Origin of the sequence: Pseudomonas sp. R1-1, from assembly GCF_051132135.1 — a bacterium.
In the GTDB taxonomy this organism is placed as follows: domain Bacteria; phylum Pseudomonadota; class Gammaproteobacteria; order Pseudomonadales; family Pseudomonadaceae; genus Aquipseudomonas.
The window spans coordinates 5,724,392-5,745,762 of sequence record NZ_CP071663.1; the positions used below are offsets into that span (position 1 = coordinate 5,724,392).

The following is a 21,371-nucleotide window of genomic DNA, read 5'->3' on the forward strand; positions in this document are numbered from 1 at the left end:
TGCATAAGCCCTGCGCCAATTTCGCACAATCCCTGTGGGAGCGAGCCTGCCCGCGAAGCGGCCAACGCGGTCTCCCTGTGGAGAACCGACATGCATAAGCCCTGCGCCGTGATTCCGGTGTACAACCATGAAACCGCCGTCGGCACCGTAGTCGACGCCCTCCTCGCCCAAGGCCTGCCGTGCATTCTGGTCGACGATGCCAGCGCGCCTTCCTGCGCGCGTGTGCTCGATGGCCTGGCCCAGCGTGACGACGCGTTTCTGGTGCGTCTGACCGCCAATCAAGGCAAGGGCGGCGCGGTGATGACCGGGTTGCGCGAAGCCTCGCGGCTGGGTTTCAGCCATGCCCTGCAGGTCGACGCCGACGGTCAGCACGATTTGCAGGATGTCGCCCGGTTCGTCGCCGAATCCCGTGCGCATCCCGAGGCGATGATCTGCGGTTATCCGCTGTTCGATGAAAGCGTGCCCAAGGGCCGTTTGTATGCGCGCTACCTGACGCATGTGATGGTGTGGATCAACACGCTGTCGCTGCAGATCCGCGATTCGATGTGCGGCTTTCGCGTGTATCCGCTGGCGCCGACGCTGGCGGTGATCGACTCGGCGAAAGTCGGCAAGCGCATGGATTTCGATTCCGACATCCTTGTGCGTCTGGCATGGCGCAATCAGCCGATGCGCTGGCTGCAAACCAGCGTGCATTACCCGCTGGACGGGGTCTCGCACTTTCGCCTGTTCCATGACAACGCGCTGATTTCCAGCATGCACACGCGGCTGTTCTTCGGCATGTTGCTGCGTTTACCGGTGATCCTCTGGCGTCGGTGCAAACCATGAGCGAAGAAGTCGACAACAAGCACTGGGCCGACCGCGAAGAGCGCGGCAGTTTCCTGCTGATGAAATTCACCGCGGTGGCCGCCAAGGTCCTTGGCCGCCGCCTGCTCAGCCCTTTGCTGTATGGCATCGTGCTGTATTTTTTCCTGTTCGGCCGCATCGCCCGGCGCAGCGCCTGGCAGTACCAGCAGCGCTTGGCCGAATGGAGCCAGCGCGAAGATCTGCGCCCGAGCCACTGGCGCGTCTTCAGCCAGTTCATGACGTTTGCCGATTCGCTGCTCGACAAGCTCGACGTGTGGAACGGCAAGCTGCGCATCGAGCAGATCGAAATCATCGACCCGGCGTTGTTGCGCAAGCAGTTGCGCGGCAGTCGTGGTCAGCTGCTGGTCGGCGCGCACCTGGGCAACCTCGAGGTCTGCCGCGCACTGGCGGAAATCGGCGAAAAAGTCACCATGAACGTGCTGGTGCACACCAAGCACGCCGAGCAATTCAACCGTTTGCTCGGCGAGGCCGGGGCGACCAATCTGCGACTGATCCAGGTCAGCGAACTCGACCCGTTGATCATGCTGCAACTGCACGAACGGCTGGAGCGCGGCGAGTGGCTGGCGATTGCCGGCGACCGCGTGCCGCTGCATGGCGGGCGCAGCGTCACCGTCGACTTTCTCGGCCACCCGGCGCCATTTCCGCAAGGGCCGTGGTTGCTGGCCGGCCTGTTGAAGTGCCCGGTCAATCTTTTGATGTGCCTGAAACAACCCGACGGCCACTATCGCCTGACCCTCGAACCGTTCGCCGACGCTGTGGTGTGGACGCGCCGCGAGCGCGAGCAGGTCATTCATCAGTGGGCCAGCCGTTATGCGCAGCGCCTGAGTCACTATTGCCTCGAAGCGCCACAGCAATGGTTCAACTTCTACCCTTTCTGGAAAACCGATGACCACGCCAATTCCTGAGCCGGTAACCTTCGGCGAACGCCCCTTGCGCATCGAAGACGTGCTGGCCCTGGCCAACCGTCAGGCGCCCGTGCAGTTGCAGAACGATGCCGATTACCGCGAACGCATCGCCAAAGGCGCGCGGTTTCTCGATTCGCTGCTGGACAAGGAAGGCGTCATTTACGGCGTGACCACCGGTTATGGCGACTCCTGCGTGGTGGCGGTACCGCTGCATCACGTCGAAGCGTTGCCGCGTCACCTCTACACGTTTCACGGTTGCGGCCTGGGTAAACTGCTCGACGCGCAAGCCACCCGCGCAGTGCTGGCGGCGCGTTTGCAATCGCTGTGTCACGGCGTTTCGGGAGTGCGGGTCGAGTTGCTGGAGCGTCTGCACGCATTCCTCGAACATGACATCCTGCCGCTGATTCCTGAAGAAGGTTCGGTCGGCGCCAGCGGTGATCTGACGCCGTTGTCGTATGTCGCCGCAACGCTCTCCGGCGAGCGTGAAGTGCTGCTGCGTGGCGAACGCCGCGAGGCCGCCGATGTGCACCGTGAACTCGGCTGGACGCCGCTGGTGCTGCGGCCCAAAGAAGCGCTGGCGCTGATGAACGGCACTGCGGTGATGACCGGCCTTGCCTGTCTCGCCTTCGCCCGTGCCGACTACCTGCTGCAACTGGCCACGCGCATCACCGCGCTCAACGTGGTGGCGCTGCAAGGCAATCCCGAGCATTTCGATGAGCGGCTGTTCGCGGCCAAACCGCATCCAGGGCAAATGCAGGTGGCGGCGTGGTTGCGCAAGGATCTGGCGATCGACGCACCGACCGCGCCGCTGCATCGCCTGCAGGACCGTTACTCGCTGCGCTGCGCCCCGCACGTGCTCGGCGTGCTGGCCGACAGCCTGAACTGGCTGCGCTCGTTCATCGAAACCGAACTGAACAGCGCCAACGACAACCCGATCATCGACGCCGAAGCCGAGCGCGTGCTGCATGGCGGGCACTTCTACGGCGGGCACATCGCCTTCGCCATGGACAGCCTGAAAAATCTGGTGGCGAACGTCGCCGATCTGCTTGATCGACAGTTGGCGTTGCTGGTCGACGAGCGTTACAACCATGGCTTGCCGAGCAACCTTTCCGGCGCTCCAGCGGATCGGGCGATGATCAATCACGGCTTCAAGGCCGTGCAGATAGGCACCAGCGCGTGGACTGCCGAGGCGCTGAAAAACACCATGCCGGCCAGCGTGTTCTCGCGCTCCACCGAGTGCCACAATCAGGACAAGGTGAGCATGGGCACCATCGCCGCCCGCGATGCGATCCGCGTGCTGGAGCTGACCGAACAGGTCGCCGCCGCCACCTTGCTCGCCGCCAATCAGGGCGTATGGCTGCGCGCTCAAGCTGACGATGCGCGGCCGCTGCCACCAGCACTGGCCGCCATGCATGAAGCGCTGAGCAAAGACTTCCCGCCGGTCATCGAAGACCGCGCGCTGGAAGGCGAGCTGCGCCTGTGCCTGCAACGCATCGCCGCGCAACACTGGAGGCTGCATGCGTAGCGTAGGAGTGCTGCACGCCGACACGGAAATCCTCGTGCCGTTCTTTGACGTCGACACCATGCATGTGGTCTGGCACGGGCATTACGTCAAATACCTGGAAGTGGCGCGGTGTGCGCTGCTGGACAAGATCGGCCATAACTACACGGCGATGGTCGAGTCCGGTTACGCCTGGCCGGTGATCGACCTGCAACTGCGCTACGTGCGCGGCGCGGTGTTCGGCCAGAGGTTGAATGTGCGCGCCAGCCTGGTCGAGTGGGAAAACCGTCTGAAGATCAACTACCTGATCACCGACCTGCAAACCGGTGAGCGCCTGACCCGCGCCAGCTCGGTGCAGGTCGCCGTCGAAGTCAGCCGCCGTGAGATGCAACTGGTGTCGCCGAAAGTCTTTACCGACGCCGTAGAAAGGATGCTGCGATGAACGTTCTCGTCAAAAGCCTCGGCGCGTTGACGCTGCTGCTCATCTCGTCACTGGCCCAGGCCTTCGACCTGCAACAACTGAGCGCACAACTGGCGAAGCCGGAGGTCATCCACGGCCAGTTCGTTCAGGAAAAACACCTGCGCGCCCTGCCACAGCCGCTGATCAGCAAGGGCAGCTTCGTCCTGGCGAAAAATCACGGTTTGCTGTGGCTGTTGAAAACGCCGTTGCAACAGGACTACCGCATCAGCGCCAAGGGCATCGCCCGGCGTGACGGCGCGGGCTGGCAACTGTTGCCGAACAAGAGCGCCGGTTCCGAGCAGAACCGTTTGTTCCTTGCCGTACTGCAAGGCGACAGCAGCGGCCTGCAACGGGATTTCGAGCTGGCCCTGAAAGGCGATGCGCAACAGTGGCAACTGACCCTGACTCCGCGTTCGCTGCTGCTCCAGCAAGTGTTCAAACAGATCAACATTGATGGCGGTGCGCTGGTGCAGACCATCGAACTGCTGGAAACCCAAGGCGACAGCACCGTACTGCGCATGCAGAACAGCACGGCCGAGCAGCCGTTGAGCGACGCGGAGCAACATGACTTTGCCGAGTGAACGCTGGCTGCCGTGGCTGTTTCTGATCCTGCTGCTGGCGGTCGTTGCGCTGGCCGGCTGGCAGTGGCGCACCGGTCCGCCACTGTCGGCGAACCTCATGGAACTGGTGCCCGGCACCCAGCCTGACGCCCTCGAACAGCGCGCCGAACAGCGCATGCAGGAACCGCTCAACCGCGAGATGCTGGTGCTGGTCGGCCACGCCGATCGCCAGCAGGCGGTGGCCATGGCGCAGATGCTGGGCGAGCAATGGCAGGCCAGCGGCTTGTTCGAGGCCGTGCAGTGGAACCTGCAAGCCGATCTGCCGGCCCTGCGCGCGCAACTGCTGCAAGGGCGGCTGGCGATGCTCTCGGCCGATGACCGGCAATTGCTGATCGAACATCCCGACGCGTTCATTCAGCAACGGGTTCAGGCGCTGTTCGACCCGTTCAGCGGTTTCAGTCTGGTCTCGAGTCAAGAGGACTGGCTGGGCCTGACCGGGCGCATCCAGAATAGCCAGCCGCAACACGGCGCGGTGCAACTGGACATCGGCAGCGGCGCGTTGATCGCCGACGCCGACGGCAAGAGCTGGGTGCTGCTGCGGGCGCGTACCCGCGGCAACGCCTTCGACATGAACCTGCCGCTGCAAGTCGCGGATCTGCTCGCGCAAAGTCGCGCGCAAGCGGCGAAATCCGACGTGCAACTGCTGGCCGCCAGCGGCTTGCTGTATGCCGCCAACGGCCAGCAGCAGGCGACCCGGGAAATGACCTGGGTGGGTGGCGGTGCCACGGTCGGCATTCTGTTGCTGCTGTTACTCGCGTTCCGCCGCTGGCGGGTGTTGCTGGCGTTCGTGCCGGTGCTGGTCGGCATGCTGTTTGGCGCGGTCGCGTGTGTCGCGCTGTTCGGCCATATGCACGTGATGACCTTGGTGCTCGGCTCCAGCCTGATCGGGGTGGCGGTGGATTACCCGCTGCATTACCTGTCGAAAAGCTGGAGCCTGAAGCCGTGGTGCAGTTGGCCGGCGCTACGTTTGACGCTTTCCGGGCTGACGCTGAGTCTGGTCACCAGCGCCATCGGCTATCTGGCGCTGGCGTGGACACCGTTCCCGGCGCTGACGCAGATTGCGGTGTTCTCTGCGGCCGGATTGTTCGGCGCTTATTTATCCGCCGTTTGCCTGCTGCCGGCGCTGCTGAACAACCTCGAACTGCGTCCGGCACAATGGCCGCTGCAACTGGCCGAACGCTTGGTCACGCTGCGCGAAAGACTGCTTGAACGCGTTCGTACGCCGGTGCTGCTGGCGCTGCTGATTGCCTTCTGCGCCGGTGGCCTGATGCAATTGCAAAGCAAGAACGACATCCGCCAGTGGGTCGGCGCGCCGCAACAGCTCACCGATGAAGCGCAAACCATTGCGCACATCACCGGTTATCAGCCGACCAGCCAGTTTTTCCTCGTTCGCGCCGCCAACCAGGAACAACTGCTCGAGCGTCAGGCGGCGCTCAGCGAGCGCCTGCAGCAACTGGTCAATCTCGACAAGCTGCAAGGCTATCTGGCGCTCGATCAATTGGTCAGCCCGCCAACACAGCAAGAGCGGGTGCGCGCCGCGCTGAATCAACTGCCACAGCACTGGCAGCCACTGCTCGATCTCGGCGTACCGCTCGCGGCGCTGCAAGCCGAGCTACAGCAGTTGCAGACTGTGCCTGCCGAAGACATCGACGCCGCACTGGCCGGTCCGCTGGGCGAACCGTACCGCACGCTGTGGCTCGGCCCGACCGACGATGGCGTCGCGGCGATCACCAGCCTGCAAGGCCTGAACAACCCGGCGCTGCTGCGAGTGCAGGCGCTGGATTTGCCGGGCGTGCGACTGGTCGATCGTCTCGGCGAATTGAATGAAGTCTTCGCCGCCACGCAGGTCAGCGCCGCCGAACTCAAGCTCGCCTCCTGCGTGCTGATCGTGCTGGTGCTGATGTTGCCGTTCGGCCTCGGTGGCGCGTTGCGCATCGTCGCCCTGCCACTGCTCGCGGCGCTGTGCAGCCTGGCCAGCCTCGGCTGGCTCGGTCAGCCGCTGACGTTGTTCAGTCTGTTCGGCCTGCTGCTGGTGACCGCGATCAGTGTCGACTACGCGATTCTCATGCGTGAACAGGTCGGCGGTGCGGCGGTAAGTTTGCTCGGCACCTTGCTGGCAGCGGTGACGACCTGGCTGTCGTTCGGTCTGCTAGCGGTGTCCAGCACGCCGGCGGTGAGCAACTTCGGTCTGTCGGTGAGCCTCGGTCTGGCATTCAGCTTCATGCTCGCGCCGTGGGCCGGACGTCCCGCGCACAGCGCCGCTGTTACGGAGCCGCGAACATGATGATCGCGGTTTTCTGGCTGTTGGCCCTGGCCTTGTTCGCCGTGGCGACTCGCGTTGGCCGCCACTTCGGTCTGATCCCGATTGTCAGCCAGTTACTGTTGGCCAGTTTCGGTCTGCCGCTGTTGATGTACTTTTGGGTCGAGCCGAGTTGGCAGCTCAGCGGCGCGCAACTGATTGCACCAGACTGGTTGAAGAGCCTGTACAGCCTGAGTTTTGCCTTGCTGCTGGGGCACATTCTCAGCGATGTCATCGATCTGAAACTGGATCGGCAAAGCCTGAAGATCGCCGTACCGAGTTTCGCTGTGCCTTTCGCTGCGGGTCTGGCGGCGGCGTGTTGGCTGTTGCCGGCGCAAGCGTGGCTGAGTTCGCTGGCGATCGGGCTGGTGTTCGCGATTACCGCGATTCCGGTGCTGTATCTGTATCTGCGCCATATCGATTACCCGCCCGCCGCGACGCGCCGCTTGGTGCAGACCGCCATCCTTATCGATCTGACCTGCTGGACGCTATTCGGCCTCGCTCAGGGCAGTCTGCACCTGAGCAGTCTGTTGCTGCCGCTGGCCCTGACTGGCGTGCCGTTGCTGCTGCGCCTGTGCGGTGTGCGTCGACCGCTGACGTTCAGCCTCGGCTTCTTTGCGCTGCTGGTGATGGCCGAGCATTACAAACTCAACGCGCTGATTCTCGGCATCGGTTACCTGCTGTGCATGGCAGCCCTGAAAATGCCGTTGGTGCTGCCCTTGCCCGCGCTGTGGATGAACCGTTTGCAGACGTGGCTGGCGATTCCGCTGATCCTGACTTTCGGCATCGTCCAGATCGATGTGCACAGCGCGTTCGCCAGCCTCGACGCACTGCAATGGGCGGCGCTGCTGCTGTTGCCGATTGCCAGTAAACTGCTTGGCAACTGGCTCGGCCTCGGCTGGGCCGGGGCTTCGTTCGCAGGCGCCAGCCGCTGGCGCGAAAGCGTGCTGCTGAACATTCGCGGCCTGAGCGAAATCGTTTTTCTCAATCTGCTGTTGCAGCAACAACTGATCAGCCCGGCGCTGTACTTTGCCTTGATGCTGATGGGCCTGATTGCAACGTTGTTGCCGGCGCTGATCGGTCTGCACCGCGCACCACTGACTATCAAATCTCATTTGCCCCGGAGTTCCCGTGCCAATCGCTGAACTGCAATCGCGTCAGGTAGTGATCATCGGTGCCGGCCCGTCCGGTGCCATCGCCGCCGCCCTGCTCAAGCGCAAGGGCCACGATGTGCTGGTGATCGAGCGCCAGCATTTCCCACGCTTTTCCATTGGTGAAAGCCTGCTCAGCCATTGCCTGGATTTCGTCGAAGAGGCCGGCATGCTCGACGCGGTGAATGCCGCCGGTTTCCAGCGCAAGACCGGCGCTGCCTTCGCCTGGGGCGAGCGCTACAGCGCCTTCGATTTCAGCGACACCTTCACCGATGGCAAGCCGACCACGTTTCAGGTGCAACGCGCCGACTTCGACAAACTGCTGGCCGATCAAGCGGCGTTGCAAGGCGCCGAGATACGTTACGGCGATGCCATCGTCAGGGTCGATTTCGAGCGGACCCGACCACAGCTTGATGTACGTCGCGAGGACGGCAACGAGTACCGCGTTGAAGCCGATTTCGTGCTGGATGCCAGCGGCTACGGGCGGGTGTTGTCGCGCTTGCTGGATCTGGAGGCACCGTCGAATTTCCCCGTGCGCCAGGCAGTGTTCACGCATGTCGAAGATCACATCGACAACCCGGCCTTCGACCGCGAGAAAATTCTCGTCACCACCCACCCTGAACACCGCGACGTGTGGTTCTGGACGATTCCGTTCAGCAATGGCCGTTGCTCGGTGGGCGTGGTGGCTGCCGCTGCACACTTCGACGGTCGCGACGCTGATCTGGACGACTGCCTGCGCGGCTTCATCAGGGAAACGCCGAGTCTGGCCGGCGTACTGAACAATGCCGTGTGGGATACCCCGGCACGAACCCTCGGCGGTTACGCGGCGAATGTGAAAACCCTGCACGGGCCGGGTTTTGCCTTGCTCGGCAATGCCGCGGAATTTCTCGACCCGGTGTTTTCCTCCGGCGTGACCATCGCCATGCGCTCGGCGAGCATGGCCGCCGCGGTGCTGCACCGTCAGTTGCAGGGTGAAGCGGTCGATTGGCAAAGCGAGTTTGCCGAGCCGCTCAAGCGCGGCGTCGACACCTTCCGCTGCTACGTCGAGGGCTGGTACGCCGGCACCTTTCAGGACGTGATCTTTTATGAAAATGGTCAGGCGGACATTCGCCGGATGATCTGCTCGATTCTCGCCGGTTACGCCTGGGACGAACGCAACCCGTTCGTCAGCGAAGCGCGCCGACGCCTGAAAATGATTTCCGAACTCTGTGCAAAGGACGCCACATGAACCACTTGAGCGACAGCTACGTCGAAGAAACCCGCTTCGGTTTCTGGTTCCTGCGCAGCCACACCTGGCAGCACCATGTACTGCGCGTGGCGATCAATGATCTGCGGGGCTTGTTCAGCGAGGCGCTGCCGCAAAAACCGGTGCTGCTCGACGCCGGGTGCGGCCAGGGCAAGTCGTTCGCTCATCTGCGCCAGACCTTCGCCCCGCAGCGCCTGATCGGTATCGACGCCGATCGGCACAGCCTCGAACTGAGTGCTGCTGAAGCAGCACGTCTGGAACTGGACGTCGAGTTGATCGGCAGCGACTGTGCCAAGCTCAATGTGCCGGACGCCAGTGTCGACCTGCTGTTCTGCCATCAGACGTTCCATCACCTGGTCGAGCAGGAAAAAGCCCTCGCCGAGTTCTATCGCGTACTGAAACCGGGCGGCTATCTGCTGTTCGCCGAGTCCACCGAGGCTTACATCGATACCTGGGTAATCCGCTGGCTGTTCCGCCATCCGATGCATGTGCAGAAGAGCGCGGCGCAGTATCTGCAGATGATTGGCGAGCAGGGTTTCGAGTTTGACCAGCGCAATGTGTCTTACCCGTACCTGTGGTGGAGCCGGTCGAAGGATTTCGGTTTGCTGGAGCGCTTGGGGCTTCGCAAACCGAAGCCGTTTGGGCAGCGTGAGGAAACCTTGGTCAATGTTGTCGCGCGCAAGCCATTGGCAGGAATTTCCTGAATGTACAGCCATCGACCTGCACACCCGAAAACCTGTGGGAGCTGGCTTGCCAGCGATAGAGGTGTGTCAGCCAACCAAAATATTCGATGTGCCGTCGCTATCGCTGGCAAGCCAGCTCCCACAGGGGTCTCTGTGCTGCGACTGTTGGTGATCGGCGCGATGCTGTTGTTAAGTGCCTGCGCCAGTCAGGCGCCGCTGCCCGCAGCCAACCCGACCTTGCCCCTGCCGCTGCAACTGCACATCGAGCGCCAGCAGGCCGGGCAGCGTCAGGACTGGCTGTTGGTAATCCAGCGCGAAGGCCCGGGCATCCGCTGGTCGATGATGGATCCGCTGGGCATCCCGCAAGCCCGTCAGCAATTGATCGACGGCCAGTGGCAGGCCGATGGTCTGCTGCCGCCGAACCCCGAGGCGCGGGAATTGTTTGCCGCGCTGCTGTTCGCCCTGACCCCGTCCGGCGAACTGCTGCGCAACTATCCCGCCGCGCAGCAACAGCACGAGCAGCGCTCCCTGCCCGCGCGCTGGACCATTGACTATGCACAACCGTTGAGCTTCGAATTGAATCTGCCGCAAGGCCCGCACTACCGCGTTTCTCCGCTCGGTGATTCCACGCCATGACCGCTTATCTGAATGCCCTCGGTGTGATCTGCGCGCTGGGCCGTGACAAACATGAAGTCGCGAGCAAGCTGTTTGCCGGCGATTGCTCGGGCCTGCGCCGGGAATCGGCCTGGGTGCCGCAGCGCGCGCTGCCGGTGGCCGCCGTGCCCGGTGAGCTGGCGCCGATCCCGGCGGAACTGGCCGAGCACAGCACGCGCAACAATCAATTGCTGCTCGAAGCCGCGCTGCAGATCCGCGACGACATCGAGCAAGCGATCCAGACTTACGGCCGCGAGCGCATCGGCGTGGTGCTCGGCACCAGCACCTCGGGCATCGACGAGGCCAGCCGGGGTCTGGCGCACTACATCCGTGAGCAGCATTTCCCGGCCGAATACGATTATCGGCAACAGGAACTCGGCGCCCCGGCGAATTTTCTTGCCGAGTGGCTGCAACTCAGCGGCCCGGCGTATGTGATTTCCACTGCGTGCACTTCCAGCGCCCGGGCGTTGATGAGCGCTCAGCGCCTGCTCGATCTGGGCCTGTGCGACGCCGTCCTGTGCGGCGGTGTCGACAGCCTGTGCAAACTGACCCTGAACGGTTTTTCTTCACTGGAAGCGATGTCGGACGAGCGTTGCAATCCGTTCTCGGCCAACCGCAACGGCATCAACATCGGTGAAGCCGCAGTGCTGTTCGTGATGAGCAAACAGCCAGGCGCAGGCCCGGCTATCGCGCTGCTCGGTGCCGGCGCCAGTTCCGATGCGCACCATATTTCCGCGCCGGAGCCGAGCGGTCGCGGCGCTCTGCAAGCGATGCAGAAAGCCTTGAGCCGCGGGCAGCTGCAAGCAGCGCAAATCAACTACCTCAACCTGCACGGCACGGCGACCCAGCACAACGACGCCATGGAAAGTCTGGCGGTCGCAGCGCTGTTTGCCGAAGGCGTCGCCTGTTCCTCGACCAAGCCGCTGACTGGCCACACCCTCGGCGCTGCCGGCGCGCTGGAAGCGGCGTTCTGCTGGCTGAGCCTGAGTGCCGACAACCACGATCACGCCTTGCCTCCGCACGTATGGGACAGCGCGGCCGATCCTGCCCTGCCTGCGCTGAACTGGGTGACCGCGAGCACGCGCCTGTCGTCCATTGCACCGCGCTACCTGATGAGCAATTCGTTTGCCTTCGGCGGCAACAACGTCAGCCTGATTATCGGAGACGCCCCATGACCCCCTGGCCGCTCGCGGAATTGTTGCCCCACGCCGGTGACATGATTCTGATCGACGCGATCGAGCGTTTCGACGACGAGCAGATTTTCACCCGCCTCACGGTCCAGCCGGACGGCCTGTTCAGCCTCGCCGACGGCAGCCTGCCGGCATGGGTCGGTATCGAGCTGATGGCGCAAAGCGTCGCCGCGTTCGCCGGCTGTCACGCGCGGCAAAAAGGCAATCCGGTCGAGCTGGGTTTCCTGCTCGGCACGCGCAAGTTCGAGTGCAACGTTGAGGCTTTTCCTGCCGGCAGCCAACTGACCGTCCACGGCCTGCGCTCGCTGGAAGACGACAACGGCATGGGCGTGTTCGAGTGCCATATTCACGGAGACGGCATCCATGCCAGTGCGCGGCTGAATGTGTTTCGTCCGCCGCAGGCCACTCAATATCTGCAACAAACCAAGGAGTCGAACGATGACTGAATCCGTACTGGTCACCGGCTCCAGCCGTGGCATTGGCCGCGCCATTGCCCTGCGTCTGGCACAGGCCGGGCACGATATCGTCCTGCATTGCCGTAGCGGCCTGGCGCAAGCGCAAGCGGTTCAAACTGAAATCCAGGCGCTGGGGCGCAACGCACGCATCCTGCAATTCGACGTGGCGGAGCGCGAAACCTGCAAAGCCATTCTCGAAGCCGACGTCGAATCCCATGGCGCCTATTACGGCGTGGTGCTCAATGCCGGCCTCACCCGCGACGGCGCGTTTCCTGCGCTGAGCGATGACGATTGGGACGTGGTGCTGCGCACCAACCTCGATGGCTTCTACAACGTGCTGCACCCGGTGATGATGCCGATGATTCGCCGCCGCGCCGCTGGGCGGATTGTCTGCATCACGTCGGTTTCCGGGCTGATCGGCAACCGTGGCCAGGTCAATTACAGCGCCTCCAAGGCGGGCGTGATCGGCGCGGCAAAGGCATTGGCGATCGAGCTGGGCAAGCGCAAAATCACCGTTAACTGTGTCGCCCCGGGCCTGATCGACACGGCGATGCTGGATGAAAACGTGCCGGTGGAAGAACTGATGAAAATGATCCCCGCGCAACGCATGGGCACCCCGGAAGAGGTAGCCGCTGCAGTGAACTTCCTGATGTCGGCGGAAGCCTCGTACATCACCCGTCAGGTACTGGCGGTCAACGGAGGCTTGTGCTGATGAAGCGCGTCGTCGTCACCGGCATGGCCGGCATCACCTCGCTGGGCAGCGACTGGGACACCATTGCTGGCAATTTCGCCGCCAACCGCAGCGGCATCCGTCGCATGCACGAGTGGGACCGCTTCAGCGAACTCAACACGCGCCTGGCCGGCCCTATCGACGACTTCGTAGTGCCCGCGCACTGGACGCGCAAGCAATTGCGCAGCATGGGCCGGGTTTCGCGACTGGCGGTCGGTGCCTCGGAAAGAGCCTTGGCCGATGCCGGGCTGCTTGGCAACGAATCGATCAAGGACGGCCGCATGGGCGTGGCGTGTGGCTCGTCCACCGGCAGCACCGATGAGATCAAGGCGTTCGGCAACATGTTGCTCAACTCGGTGGCCGAGGGGCTCAACGCCAACTCCTACGTGCGGATGATGCCGCACACCACGGCGGCCAACATCAGCATCTTCTTCGGTCTCACCGGCCGCTTGATCCCGACCTCCAGCGCCTGCACCAGCGGCAGCCAGGGCATCGGCTATGCGTATGAAGCGATCAAGTTCGGTCGCCTGCCGCTGATGCTCGCCGGCGGCGCCGAAGAGCTGTGCCCGACTGAAGCCATGGTCTTCGATGCGCTCTACGCCACCAGCCTGAAAAACGATGCACCGCAGACCAGCCCGCGCCCATACGATAAGGGCCGCGACGGACTGGTCATCGGTGAAGGCGGCGGCATGCTGGTCCTCGAAGAACTGGAACATGCCCTCGCCCGTGGCGCACGCATTCACGCCGAGATCGTCGGTTTCGGCAGCAACGCCGACGGCCAGCACACCACCCGCCCCGAGCAAGTGACCATGCGCCGTGCGATGGAGCTGGCGCTGGAAGACGCCGGGCTGACACCGGATGCGATCGGCTATGTAAATGGTCACGGCACCGCTACAGAACAGGGCGACATTGCCGAAACACTGGCAACCAGCAGTTTGTTCGGCGAACGCATGCCGATCAGCTCGCAAAAGAGTTTTCTCGGCCACACCCTTGGTGCCTGTGGTGCGCTGGAGTCGTGGTTCAGCATCGAAATGCTCAACCGCGACCTGTACGTGCACACGTTCAACCTCGACGAGGTCGACCCGCACTGCGGCAAGCTCGATTACCTGCGCGGCGAATTCCGCCAGATGCATCACGACTACGTGATGAACAACAATTTCGCTTTTGGTGGCGTCAACACCTCGTTGATTTTCCGCCGCTGGCACTGACCATAAGACGTTTGGAGTGAAGGGAATGACTCAGTTTCACCGCATCGCCGCTTTGCTGGCACTGATCCTGGTGCTCGGCGGTTGCACCAGCAAACCGGTGTACAACGCCAAGGAAGAGTTTTCGCCGAACCTGGGCTTCACCCAGCAACAGATGAGCCGCGCGATCGTCACCGCGCTCAATGATCGGCAATGGGTGGTGCAATCGGTGCGCCCGGGCATGATCAAAGCAGCAATCACCGTGCGCGGTCGCCATCACGCCGAAGTCGACATTCCGTTCAGCCCGACCTCGTTCGAGATCGACTACCGCAGCAGCTACGGCCTCAATGCCAAGGACGGCAAGATCCACGGCAACTACAACCGCTGGGTCAACCGCCTGCGCGACAACGTGCTGAAAGAACTGTCGATCAACCCGGACATCGAAGCCGTCAACAACCTCGGCATCATCAAACAGGGTGCTGACGAGCCGACCTACCTGAGCTTTCGCGAAGGCGTCAAACGCGCCACCGACGCCGGCCTGCTCGACGGCAGCGTGAAGTTCTACCTGGCCGGCGAAGCCCTGCCCAAGCAAGTGCACAAACTCGACCCGGTGAGCAGCAGCCGCAAGACCAACGGCTCAAACAAATCCGACGAAGACGCCTGCTTCTGGGCCCTGCAATCGGCCCTCGCGACCCTGCAAAACGCTGCGAAAAACGCCGACGCCAATGCGGTGATCAACATCGCCAGCGTCGACCAGCGTGACCTGTACAAAGACACCGAGAAATTCCAGTGCCGTGCCGGGACGTTGGTGTCGAGCGTAGCGTTGCGCGGGGATCTGGCGCACGTGGATTGATGGGATTGTAGAAACGACGAAGGGCGCCTTTCGGCGCCCTTTCACAAACAGGTTGGCTTGTCATTGCCGGTCACCTGTCTGGCTCTGCGATGGCTGGTATCCAGGATCCTCAGAGTCTCACAAGCCCCTTGCGGGAACGGCCTCAGTATTGCTCGAATCGCCGCCCCCGGGCAACGGCTGGCGTTTGGCCTTGCAGTGCCACTCTCAAAGCCACTACAGCCCAAGCGCCCGTCTGACCGCAGCTTTAACCGCGCAGAACTCTTCTGTTGCAAGTTGTGAAATGAGGTAGACACGTTTTCCTGTCCGGTCTTTGCTTTTGATCCGGTCCAGCCGGGAGAGGCTAACGGTAGCGACCATATCGCATTTTGCCCAACATCTCGGACGAGCGCCTTGTAGATGGCTGGGGAGTTCGAAATGGTGATCAAGTAAACAATCCGGCGCAGTTGTACTGAGTGGCACGACCGTCACCAGCATACTGTTTGTCCGGTGTTTGCGTATCACAACTACAGGTCGGAACTTGATCATCTCAGGCACTTCATAACCTCTGAAATCGCAAATCAGAACGCTGCCCTCCTTGGGCTGGTATCGAAGCGGCATCCATCGCACTCTCTGAAAAGAAACGATTTTGCGCAGGAAAACAAATACTCACTAAAACACTTCGTAACCGCAAATGTAGGTAAAACGCCTCATAGGCCTGATCGCTTCTAAACAGCATCTACACTCGCTCATACAGGCCTCGACTCAAGCCTGCCGAGACAGAGGGCCTCGTCAAGCACTCGCCGTTCTCTTCCACCGTCAAGGAGATGACCATGCAAGCGAAAGCCCTGCTCGCCGCTGCGCTTTTCGCGCTGCTGCCCGGCACCAGCCACGCGACCAACCTGATGTACATGCCCTTCGAAACCGTGCTGTCGGACGCGATTCGCGCCGGGCGGCTGGATGGCAGTGTGAAGTTCTACCTGATCGGCAACGGGCCGCAGGGCACTCAGCAGTTGTTGCGGCGCGGCGTGGTCAGTGATCTGAAGACCAACGGTTTCAACAAGAGCGATCACCATTCCTGCGAGTGGGTGTTGCAGTCGAATCTGATCAAATTGCAGGCCGATGCCAAGCGGGTCGGGGCGAATGCGGTGGTCAATATCGTCAGTTACTACGACCAGCATGTGCGCAAGGATTTGAATACCTATGAGTGTCGGGCGGGGATTTTTGTCACGCGGGTGGCGCTGAAGGGGGATTTGGTGCGGTTGCCCTGAAACCTTTGATGTTTAGGCCGACGTCGTCGCGAGCAGGCTCGCTCCCACCTTGGAATGCGTTCCCCTGTGGGAGCGAGCCTGCTCGCGATTTGATTGCGCAGCAATCACGCCTTTGAAGGTTCGACTTTGCGCGTCAGCAATTCGACAAACGCCTTGGCCATCGGCGATTTCTGATCCTTGCGCTGCACCAGCCACACCGCAGACACCGCTTGCGGATCGAGCAACGGTCGGTAGACCACGCCGTCGATGCGCATCCGCTGATAGGACGCCGGCAGCACCGAAACCCCCAGCCCCGCAGCGACCAGGCCGATAATGGTCATCGCCTCCCCCGCCTCTTGGGCGAAGTGCGGGCTGAACCCGGCATCGCGCGCCAGGCTCAGCAATTGCGCATACAGCCCGCTGCCGTAGCTGCGCGGAAAGAACACAAACGGCTCCAGCGCCAGCGCCGAGAGAAACAAGCCCTCCTCCGAGCCTTGCGCCAATGGATGCGTGGAACTGAGCACCGCGACCAACGGCTCGCGCATCAATTCGACCACGCTCAATGAATCCGGCAACCCCAGCGGACGCATGATGCCGACCTCGATCGACTCGTCGACCAATGCGTCGGCGACCATGGTGCTGCTCATCTCGCGCAGGTTCAGATGCACCGCCGGGAAACGCTGGCGAAAGGCAAAGATCGCCTGGGGAATCGTCGAGTTGAACGGCGCCGACGAGGTGAAGCCGATCTTCAATTCGCCCAGTTCACCCAGCTGCGCCCGGCGCGCGACATCGGCGGCCTTATCGACCTGCGCCAGCGCCAGCCGCGCCTCCTGTAGAAACAGCCGCCCGGCTTCGCTGAGTTCGACCCGACGATTGGTCCGCTCAAACAGGCGCGCGCCCACCTCTTGCTCCAGCGCCTGAATCTGCTGGCTCAGCGGCGGCTGGGAAATGCCCAGTGCCTGTGCCGCGCGGCCGAAATGCAGTTCTTCGGCGACGGCGATGAAGTAGCGTAGATGGCGCAGTTCCATGGATTTCTCATTAGGTCGTGAAAGCTATCAAACAGGTCGAACAATATATTGGATAGAAACATTAGCCAGCTATATGATTTTTTCATCGCCTGCCTGGCTGTGCTCCCCCCGAGGTCTGAAGTGAAAACTGCCGTTGCGCCATTAGCCCATGAAGTCCCGCCTGCTGCAGCGGAAGATGCCATCGCCGAGCTGCAGGACATCTTTATCGAAAAAGGCACACCGGCGTTCATGCGCACGGTATTGGCGCTGTTCTGCGGCGGTTTCGCAACCTTCGCCTTGCTCTATTGCGTGCAGCCGATGATGCCGCTGCTGTCCCACGAATACGGGATCAACGCGGCGCAGAGCAGCCTGATCCTTTCAGTGGCCACCGGCATGCTCGCCTTCGGTCTGTTGATCACCGGGCCGATTTCCGATCGGGTCGGGCGCAAACCGGTGATGGTCGCCGCCTTGTTCGCCGCTGCGCTGTGCACCATGGCCAGCGCGATGATGCCGAGCTGGCACGGCGTATTGATCATGCGCGCCCTGATCGGCCTGTCGCTCAGTGGCCTGGCGGCGGTGGCGATGACTTACTTGAGTGAAGAAATTCATCCACAACACATCGGTCTGGCGATGGGTTTGTACATCGCCGGAAACGCGATTGGCGGGATGAGCGGACGTTTGATTACCGGGGTACTGATCGACTTCGTCAGTTGGCACACGGCGATGCTGGTGATCGGCGGTCTGGCGCTGATTGCGGCGGCGGTGTTCTGGAAAATCCTTCCCGAGTCGCGCAACTTCCGCTCACGCTCACTGCACCCGCGCAGCCTGCTCGACGGTTTCACCATGCACTTTCGCGATGCCGGCCTGCCGCTGCTGTTTCTTGAAGCGTTCGTGTTGATGGGCGCGTTCGTCACGCTGTTCAACTACATCGGCTATCGCCTGCTGGCGGCGCCGTACCACCTTGATCAGGTGTACGTCGGTTTGCTCTCGGTGGTGTATCTGTCAGGAATCTACAGCTCGGCGAAGATCGGTTCACTGGCCGACAAACTGGGGCGACGCAAAGTGCTTTGGGCGACCATCGCGCTGATGTTCGTCGGCCTCGCGCTGACGATGTTCGCACCGCTGCTGTTGATCATCGTCGGCATGCTGATCTTCACCTTCGGCTTCTTCGGCGCGCACTCGGTAGCCAGCAGCTGGATCGGCCGCCGCGCGACCAAGGCCAAGGGCCAGGCATCGTCGTTGTACCTGTTCAGCTATTACGCCGGGTCGAGCATTGCCGGCACGGCGGGCGGGGTGTTCTGGCATTTGGGCGGGTGGAACGGGATCGGGTTGTTTATTGGGGTGCTGCTGCTGATTGCACTTGGAGTGGCGTTGAAGCTGGCGAAGTTGCCGCCGTTGCAGGGTGTCAAAGCCTGATACAAAACCCTTGTAGGAGTGAGCCTGCTCGCGATAGCGGTGAGTCAGTTGTTGAAAGTGCTGGCTGACCCACCGCTATCGCGAGCAGGCTCACTCCTACATTTGGTCGGCGTTCGACATGCGATCGTGGAAACAAAAACGCCCGGCATAAGCCGGGCGTTTTCTATTGGGCGGCGATCAGTCGTGATACTGCGCCGACAGCTCATGCACCGCGCGCAAAAATGCGCCGGCATGTTCCGGATCAACCTCTGGCGTGATGCCATGACCGAGGTTGAACACATGTCCGCTGCCCTTGCCGTAGCTGGCCAGAATGCGTCCGACTTCGGTGCGGATTGCTTCCGGTTTGGCGTAGAGCACGGTCGGGTCCATGTTGCCTTGCAGCGCGACCTTTTCGCCGACGCGGGCGCGGGCGTTGCCGATGTCGCAGGTCCAGTCCAGGCCCAGAGCATCGGCGCCGGCCTCGGCGATGCTTTCCAGCCACAGGCCGCCGTTCTTGGTGAAGAGGATCACCGGCACTTTGCGGCCATCGTTCTCGCGGATCAGGCCGCTGACGATTTTCTTCATGTAGGCCAGCGAGAATTCCTGATACGCCGCGGCTGACAGATTGCCGCCCCAGGTATCGAAAATCTGCACCGCTTGTGCACCGGCCATGATCTGGCCGTTGAGATAAGAGGTCACCGACTGCGCCAGTTTGTCCAGCAGCAGGTGCATGGCTTGCGGGTTGTCGTAGAGCATCGCTTTGGTCTTGCGGAAGTCCTTCGACGAGCCGCCTTCGACCATGTAGGTCGCCAAAGTCCACGGGCTGCCGGAGAAGCCGATCAGCGGTACGCGGCCATTAAGCTCGCGGCGGATGGTGCTGACCGCGTCCATCACATAACCAAGATCCTTGTGCGGATCGGGGATCGGCAGGGCTTCGATGTCGGCCATCGTGCTGACGACTTTCTTGAAGCGTGGACCTTCGCCAGTCTCGAAGTACAGGCCCTGGCCCATGGCGTCGGGGATGGTGAGGATGTCGGAAAACAGGATCGCCGCGTCCAGTTGTGGATAGCGGTCGAGCGGTTGCATCGTGACTTCGCAGGCGAATTGCGGATTCATGCACAGGCTCATGAAGTCGCCGGCGTGGGCACGGCTGGCGCGGTACTCCGGCAGATAGCGACCGGCCTGGCGCATCATCCACACAGGGGTGACGTCAACGGGTTGCTTGAGCAGGGCGCGGAGGAAGCGGTCGTTCTTCAGGGCAGTCATGTCGGCATCCGGAAAAAAAGTGCGGGCATTTTCTCAGAGCGCGAGGCAAAAGGCACGGATGTGGGTCAGCCTTTTGTCTATCGGGTCAATTTGTCACGTTGGAACACGATTTTCCGCAACGCCCTAAAACAACTGTGGGAGCGAGCCTGCTCGCGAAAAGGCCGACACATCCAACATTGAAGTTGGCTGACAGACCGCTTTCGCGAGCAGGCTCGCTCCCACAGGGGTATTGCGTTTGGCTCAGGCGCAGGTTTAGACGCCCAGGTAATCGAGGATCCCTTCGGCCGCATTGCGCCCTTCGAAGATCGCCGTCACCACCAGGTCGGAACCGCGCACCATGTCGCCACCGGCAAAGATTTTCGGATTGCTGGTCTGGTGCTTGTACTGACCTTGCTCAGGCGCGACGACGCGGCCCTGGCTGTCGGTCTGGATTTCGAACTGTTCGAACCACGGCGCCGGGCTCGGGCGGAAGCCGAAAGCGATGACCACGGCGTCGGCCGGGATGATCTCTTCGGAACCCGGGATCGGCTCGGGGCTGCGACGGCCACGGGCATCCGGTTCGCCGAGACGGGTCTCCACCACCTTCACGCCTTCAACCTTGTCTTCACCAACGATGGCGATCGGCTGGCGGTTGTAGAGGAATTTCACGCCTTCTTCCTTGGCGTTCTTCACCTCTTTGCGCGAGCCGGGCATGTTCGCTTCGTCACGACGATAAGCGCAGGTCACCGACTTGGCGCCCTGGCGGATCGAGGTGCGGTTGCAGTCCATTGCCGTGTCGCCGCCGCCGAGTACCACGACCTTCTTGCCTTTCATGTCGACGAAGTCTTCCGGCGACTTTTCAAAGCCCAGGTTGCGGTTGACGTTGGCAATCAGGAAGTCCAGCGCGTCATACACGCCCGGCAGATCCTCACCGGCAAAACCGCCCTTCATGTAGGTGTAGGTGCCCATGCCCATGAACACCGCATCGTATTCGCCGAGCAGTTGCTCCATGGTCACGTCTTTGCCGACTTCGGTATTGAGACGGAACTCGATGCCCATGCCGGTGAAGACTTCGCGGCGATTGCTCAGCACGGTCTTTTCAAGCTTGAACTCGGGGATGCCGAAGGTCAGCAGACCACCGATTTCCGGGTTCTTGTCGAACACCACCGGGGTCACGCCACCCCGCACCAGCACGTCGGCACAGCCCAGACCCGCCGGGCCCGCGCCGATGATCGCGACACGTTTGCCGGTCGGTTTGACCTTGGACATGTCCGGGCGCCAGCCCATGGCGAACGCGGTGTCGGTGATGTACTTCTCGACCGAACCGATGGTCACCGCGCCGAAACCGTCGTTGAGGGTACACGCACCCTCGCACAGACGATCCTGCGGGCACACCCGGCCGCAGACTTCCGGCAAGGTGTTGGTCTGGTGCGACAGCTCGGCAGCCTGGAGGATGTTGCCCTCAGCCACCAGTTTCAGCCAGTTGGGAATGAAGTTGTGCACCGGGCACTTCCATTCGCAATACGGGTTGCCACAACCCAGGCAGCGGTGGGCCTGATCGGCCGACTGCTGGGGTTTGAACGGTTCGTAGATTTCGACGAACTCTTTCTTGCGTTGACGCAACAGTTTCTTCTTCGGATCCTTGCGCCCGACATCGATGAACTGGAAGTCGTTATTCAGACGTTCAGCCATTGTTAAAACCT

At 62.1% G+C, this 21,371-nt stretch carries 21 protein-coding genes; 17 read left to right on the forward strand and 4 right to left on the reverse strand.

The window, feature by feature from the left end:
* The first annotated feature begins 90 nt into the window (after positions 1-90).
* The 15 genes from J3P75_RS25565 (at position 91) to J3P75_RS25635 (ending at position 14,795) form a co-directional block, all read left to right on the forward strand.
* Entirely contained in the window at positions 91-825 is a 735-nt protein-coding gene (locus J3P75_RS25565) for a glycosyltransferase family 2 protein (protein WP_434708636.1), read from the forward strand.
* The gene (locus J3P75_RS25570) at positions 822-1,769 is read left to right on the forward strand and encodes a glycosyl transferase (protein ID WP_434708637.1); all 948 of its coding nucleotides are present in this window, start codon (positions 822-824) and stop codon (positions 1,767-1,769) included. Before J3P75_RS25565 ends, J3P75_RS25570 begins: the two co-directional genes overlap by 4 nt.
* Positions 1,750-3,294, forward strand: a complete 1,545-nt coding sequence (locus J3P75_RS25575; protein WP_434708638.1) for an HAL/PAL/TAL family ammonia-lyase — start codon at positions 1,750-1,752, stop codon at positions 3,292-3,294. The genes J3P75_RS25570 and J3P75_RS25575 overlap by 20 nt, the downstream gene beginning before the upstream one ends.
* Positions 3,287-3,712: an acyl-CoA thioesterase gene (locus J3P75_RS25580; RefSeq protein ID WP_434708639.1), complete on the forward strand. Its 426-nt coding sequence runs from the start codon at positions 3,287-3,289 to the stop codon at positions 3,710-3,712. The genes J3P75_RS25575 and J3P75_RS25580 overlap by 8 nt, the downstream gene beginning before the upstream one ends.
* Positions 3,709-4,311 (forward strand): outer membrane lipoprotein carrier protein LolA, encoded by a 603-nt coding sequence (locus J3P75_RS25585; RefSeq protein WP_434708640.1) that lies wholly within the window; start codon positions 3,709-3,711, stop codon positions 4,309-4,311. Before J3P75_RS25580 ends, J3P75_RS25585 begins: the two co-directional genes overlap by 4 nt.
* Positions 4,295-6,634, forward strand: a complete 2,340-nt coding sequence (locus J3P75_RS25590; protein ID WP_434708641.1) for an MMPL family transporter — start codon at positions 4,295-4,297, stop codon at positions 6,632-6,634. Before J3P75_RS25585 ends, J3P75_RS25590 begins: the two co-directional genes overlap by 17 nt.
* The gene (locus tag J3P75_RS25595) at positions 6,631-7,794 is read left to right on the forward strand and encodes a sodium:proton antiporter (protein ID WP_434708642.1); all 1,164 of its coding nucleotides are present in this window, start codon (positions 6,631-6,633) and stop codon (positions 7,792-7,794) included. The genes J3P75_RS25590 and J3P75_RS25595 overlap by 4 nt, the downstream gene beginning before the upstream one ends.
* On the forward strand, positions 7,781-9,028 hold the full coding sequence (locus tag J3P75_RS25600) for an NAD(P)/FAD-dependent oxidoreductase (RefSeq protein ID WP_434708643.1): 1,248 nt from the start codon (positions 7,781-7,783) through the stop codon (positions 9,026-9,028). Before J3P75_RS25595 ends, J3P75_RS25600 begins: the two co-directional genes overlap by 14 nt.
* Positions 9,025-9,750: a class I SAM-dependent methyltransferase gene (locus J3P75_RS25605; protein ID WP_434708644.1), complete on the forward strand. Its 726-nt coding sequence runs from the start codon at positions 9,025-9,027 to the stop codon at positions 9,748-9,750. The genes J3P75_RS25600 and J3P75_RS25605 overlap by 4 nt, the downstream gene beginning before the upstream one ends.
* Before the next feature lie 159 nt (positions 9,751-9,909).
* Positions 9,910-10,365, forward strand: coding sequence for a hypothetical protein (locus J3P75_RS25610; protein WP_434711369.1), 456 nt, complete (start codon positions 9,910-9,912; stop codon positions 10,363-10,365).
* Positions 10,362-11,558: a beta-ketoacyl-[acyl-carrier-protein] synthase family protein gene (locus tag J3P75_RS25615; protein WP_434708645.1), complete on the forward strand. Its 1,197-nt coding sequence runs from the start codon at positions 10,362-10,364 to the stop codon at positions 11,556-11,558. Before J3P75_RS25610 ends, J3P75_RS25615 begins: the two co-directional genes overlap by 4 nt.
* Positions 11,555-12,019 carry a hotdog family protein gene (locus tag J3P75_RS25620; RefSeq protein WP_090280456.1) on the forward strand — a complete coding sequence of 155 codons (465 nt, stop codon included), beginning with the start codon at positions 11,555-11,557 and terminating at the stop codon, positions 12,017-12,019. Before J3P75_RS25615 ends, J3P75_RS25620 begins: the two co-directional genes overlap by 4 nt.
* Positions 12,012-12,740: a 3-oxoacyl-ACP reductase FabG gene (gene fabG / locus J3P75_RS25625; RefSeq protein WP_434708646.1), complete on the forward strand. Its 729-nt coding sequence runs from the start codon at positions 12,012-12,014 to the stop codon at positions 12,738-12,740. Before J3P75_RS25620 ends, fabG begins: the two co-directional genes overlap by 8 nt.
* Entirely contained in the window at positions 12,740-13,966 is a 1,227-nt protein-coding gene (locus J3P75_RS25630; RefSeq protein ID WP_434593165.1) for a beta-ketoacyl-ACP synthase, read from the forward strand. Before fabG ends, J3P75_RS25630 begins: the two co-directional genes overlap by 1 nt.
* 25 nt (positions 13,967-13,991) lie before the next feature.
* On the forward strand, positions 13,992-14,795 hold the full coding sequence (locus J3P75_RS25635; RefSeq protein WP_203420418.1) for a hypothetical protein: 804 nt from the start codon (positions 13,992-13,994) through the stop codon (positions 14,793-14,795).
* Between the two features lie 213 nt (positions 14,796-15,008).
* Here the strand turns inward: J3P75_RS25635 and J3P75_RS25640 are convergent, their stop codons facing one another.
* Positions 15,009-15,392 (reverse strand): type II toxin-antitoxin system PemK/MazF family toxin, encoded by a 384-nt coding sequence (locus J3P75_RS25640; RefSeq protein WP_434708647.1) that lies wholly within the window; start codon positions 15,390-15,392, stop codon positions 15,009-15,011.
* Between the two features lie 212 nt (positions 15,393-15,604).
* On the opposite strand from J3P75_RS25640, the gene J3P75_RS25645 reads away from it, so the two are divergent.
* Entirely contained in the window at positions 15,605-16,042 is a 438-nt protein-coding gene (locus J3P75_RS25645) for an excinuclease (protein ID WP_434708648.1), read from the forward strand.
* 104 nt (positions 16,043-16,146) lie between these two features.
* On the opposite strand, the gene J3P75_RS25650 is transcribed toward J3P75_RS25645, so the two are convergent.
* Positions 16,147-17,049: a LysR substrate-binding domain-containing protein gene (locus J3P75_RS25650; RefSeq protein ID WP_434708649.1), complete on the reverse strand. Its 903-nt coding sequence runs from the start codon at positions 17,047-17,049 to the stop codon at positions 16,147-16,149.
* A gap of 180 nt (positions 17,050-17,229) precedes the next feature.
* On the opposite strand from J3P75_RS25650, the gene J3P75_RS25655 reads away from it, so the two are divergent.
* Positions 17,230-18,444, forward strand: a complete 1,215-nt coding sequence (locus tag J3P75_RS25655; protein WP_434711371.1) for an MFS transporter — start codon at positions 17,230-17,232, stop codon at positions 18,442-18,444.
* A gap of 177 nt (positions 18,445-18,621) precedes the next feature.
* Here J3P75_RS25655 and hemE read toward each other — a convergent pair whose 3' ends face one another.
* Positions 18,622-19,689: a uroporphyrinogen decarboxylase gene (hemE, locus tag J3P75_RS25660; RefSeq protein ID WP_434708651.1), complete on the reverse strand. Its 1,068-nt coding sequence runs from the start codon at positions 19,687-19,689 to the stop codon at positions 18,622-18,624.
* 252 nt (positions 19,690-19,941) lie between these two features.
* A complete protein-coding gene (locus tag J3P75_RS25665; protein ID WP_008077243.1) occupies positions 19,942-21,360 on the reverse strand; it encodes an FAD-dependent oxidoreductase in 1,419 nt (472 codons plus the stop codon).
* Positions 21,361-21,371 lie beyond the last annotated feature (11 nt).

What these genes read in the sequence shown, in the direction of transcription:
- J3P75_RS25565 (WP_434708636.1), top strand. Translation starts at nt 91, where the DNA reads ATGCATAAGCCCTGCGCCGTGATTCCGGTGTACAACCATGAAACCGCC.
- J3P75_RS25570 (WP_434708637.1), top strand. Translation starts at nt 822, where the DNA reads ATGAGCGAAGAAGTCGACAACAAGCACTGGGCCGACCGCGAAGAGCGC.
- J3P75_RS25575 (WP_434708638.1), top strand. Translation starts at nt 1,750, where the DNA reads ATGACCACGCCAATTCCTGAGCCGGTAACCTTCGGCGAACGCCCCTTG.
- J3P75_RS25580 (WP_434708639.1), top strand. Translation starts at nt 3,287, where the DNA reads ATGCGTAGCGTAGGAGTGCTGCACGCCGACACGGAAATCCTCGTGCCG.
- J3P75_RS25585 (WP_434708640.1), top strand. Translation starts at nt 3,709, where the DNA reads ATGAACGTTCTCGTCAAAAGCCTCGGCGCGTTGACGCTGCTGCTCATC.
- J3P75_RS25590 (WP_434708641.1), top strand. Translation starts at nt 4,295, where the DNA reads ATGACTTTGCCGAGTGAACGCTGGCTGCCGTGGCTGTTTCTGATCCTG.
- J3P75_RS25595 (WP_434708642.1), top strand. Translation starts at nt 6,631, where the DNA reads ATGATGATCGCGGTTTTCTGGCTGTTGGCCCTGGCCTTGTTCGCCGTG.
- J3P75_RS25605 (WP_434708644.1), top strand. Translation starts at nt 9,025, where the DNA reads ATGAACCACTTGAGCGACAGCTACGTCGAAGAAACCCGCTTCGGTTTC.
- J3P75_RS25610 (WP_434711369.1), top strand. Translation starts at nt 9,910, where the DNA reads ATGCTGTTGTTAAGTGCCTGCGCCAGTCAGGCGCCGCTGCCCGCAGCC.
- J3P75_RS25615 (WP_434708645.1), top strand. Translation starts at nt 10,362, where the DNA reads ATGACCGCTTATCTGAATGCCCTCGGTGTGATCTGCGCGCTGGGCCGT.
- J3P75_RS25620 (WP_090280456.1), top strand. Translation starts at nt 11,555, where the DNA reads ATGACCCCCTGGCCGCTCGCGGAATTGTTGCCCCACGCCGGTGACATG.
- fabG (WP_434708646.1), top strand. Translation starts at nt 12,012, where the DNA reads ATGACTGAATCCGTACTGGTCACCGGCTCCAGCCGTGGCATTGGCCGC.
- J3P75_RS25630 (WP_434593165.1), top strand. Translation starts at nt 12,740, where the DNA reads ATGAAGCGCGTCGTCGTCACCGGCATGGCCGGCATCACCTCGCTGGGC.
- J3P75_RS25635 (WP_203420418.1), top strand. Translation starts at nt 13,992, where the DNA reads ATGACTCAGTTTCACCGCATCGCCGCTTTGCTGGCACTGATCCTGGTG.
- J3P75_RS25640 (WP_434708647.1), bottom strand. Translation starts at nt 15,392, where the DNA reads ATGCCGCTTCGATACCAGCCCAAGGAGGGCAGCGTTCTGATTTGCGAT.
- J3P75_RS25645 (WP_434708648.1), top strand. Translation starts at nt 15,605, where the DNA reads ATGCAAGCGAAAGCCCTGCTCGCCGCTGCGCTTTTCGCGCTGCTGCCC.
- J3P75_RS25650 (WP_434708649.1), bottom strand. Translation starts at nt 17,049, where the DNA reads ATGGAACTGCGCCATCTACGCTACTTCATCGCCGTCGCCGAAGAACTG.
- hemE (WP_434708651.1), bottom strand. Translation starts at nt 19,689, where the DNA reads ATGACTGCCCTGAAGAACGACCGCTTCCTCCGCGCCCTGCTCAAGCAA.
- J3P75_RS25665 (WP_008077243.1), bottom strand. Translation starts at nt 21,360, where the DNA reads ATGGCTGAACGTCTGAATAACGACTTCCAGTTCATCGATGTCGGGCGC.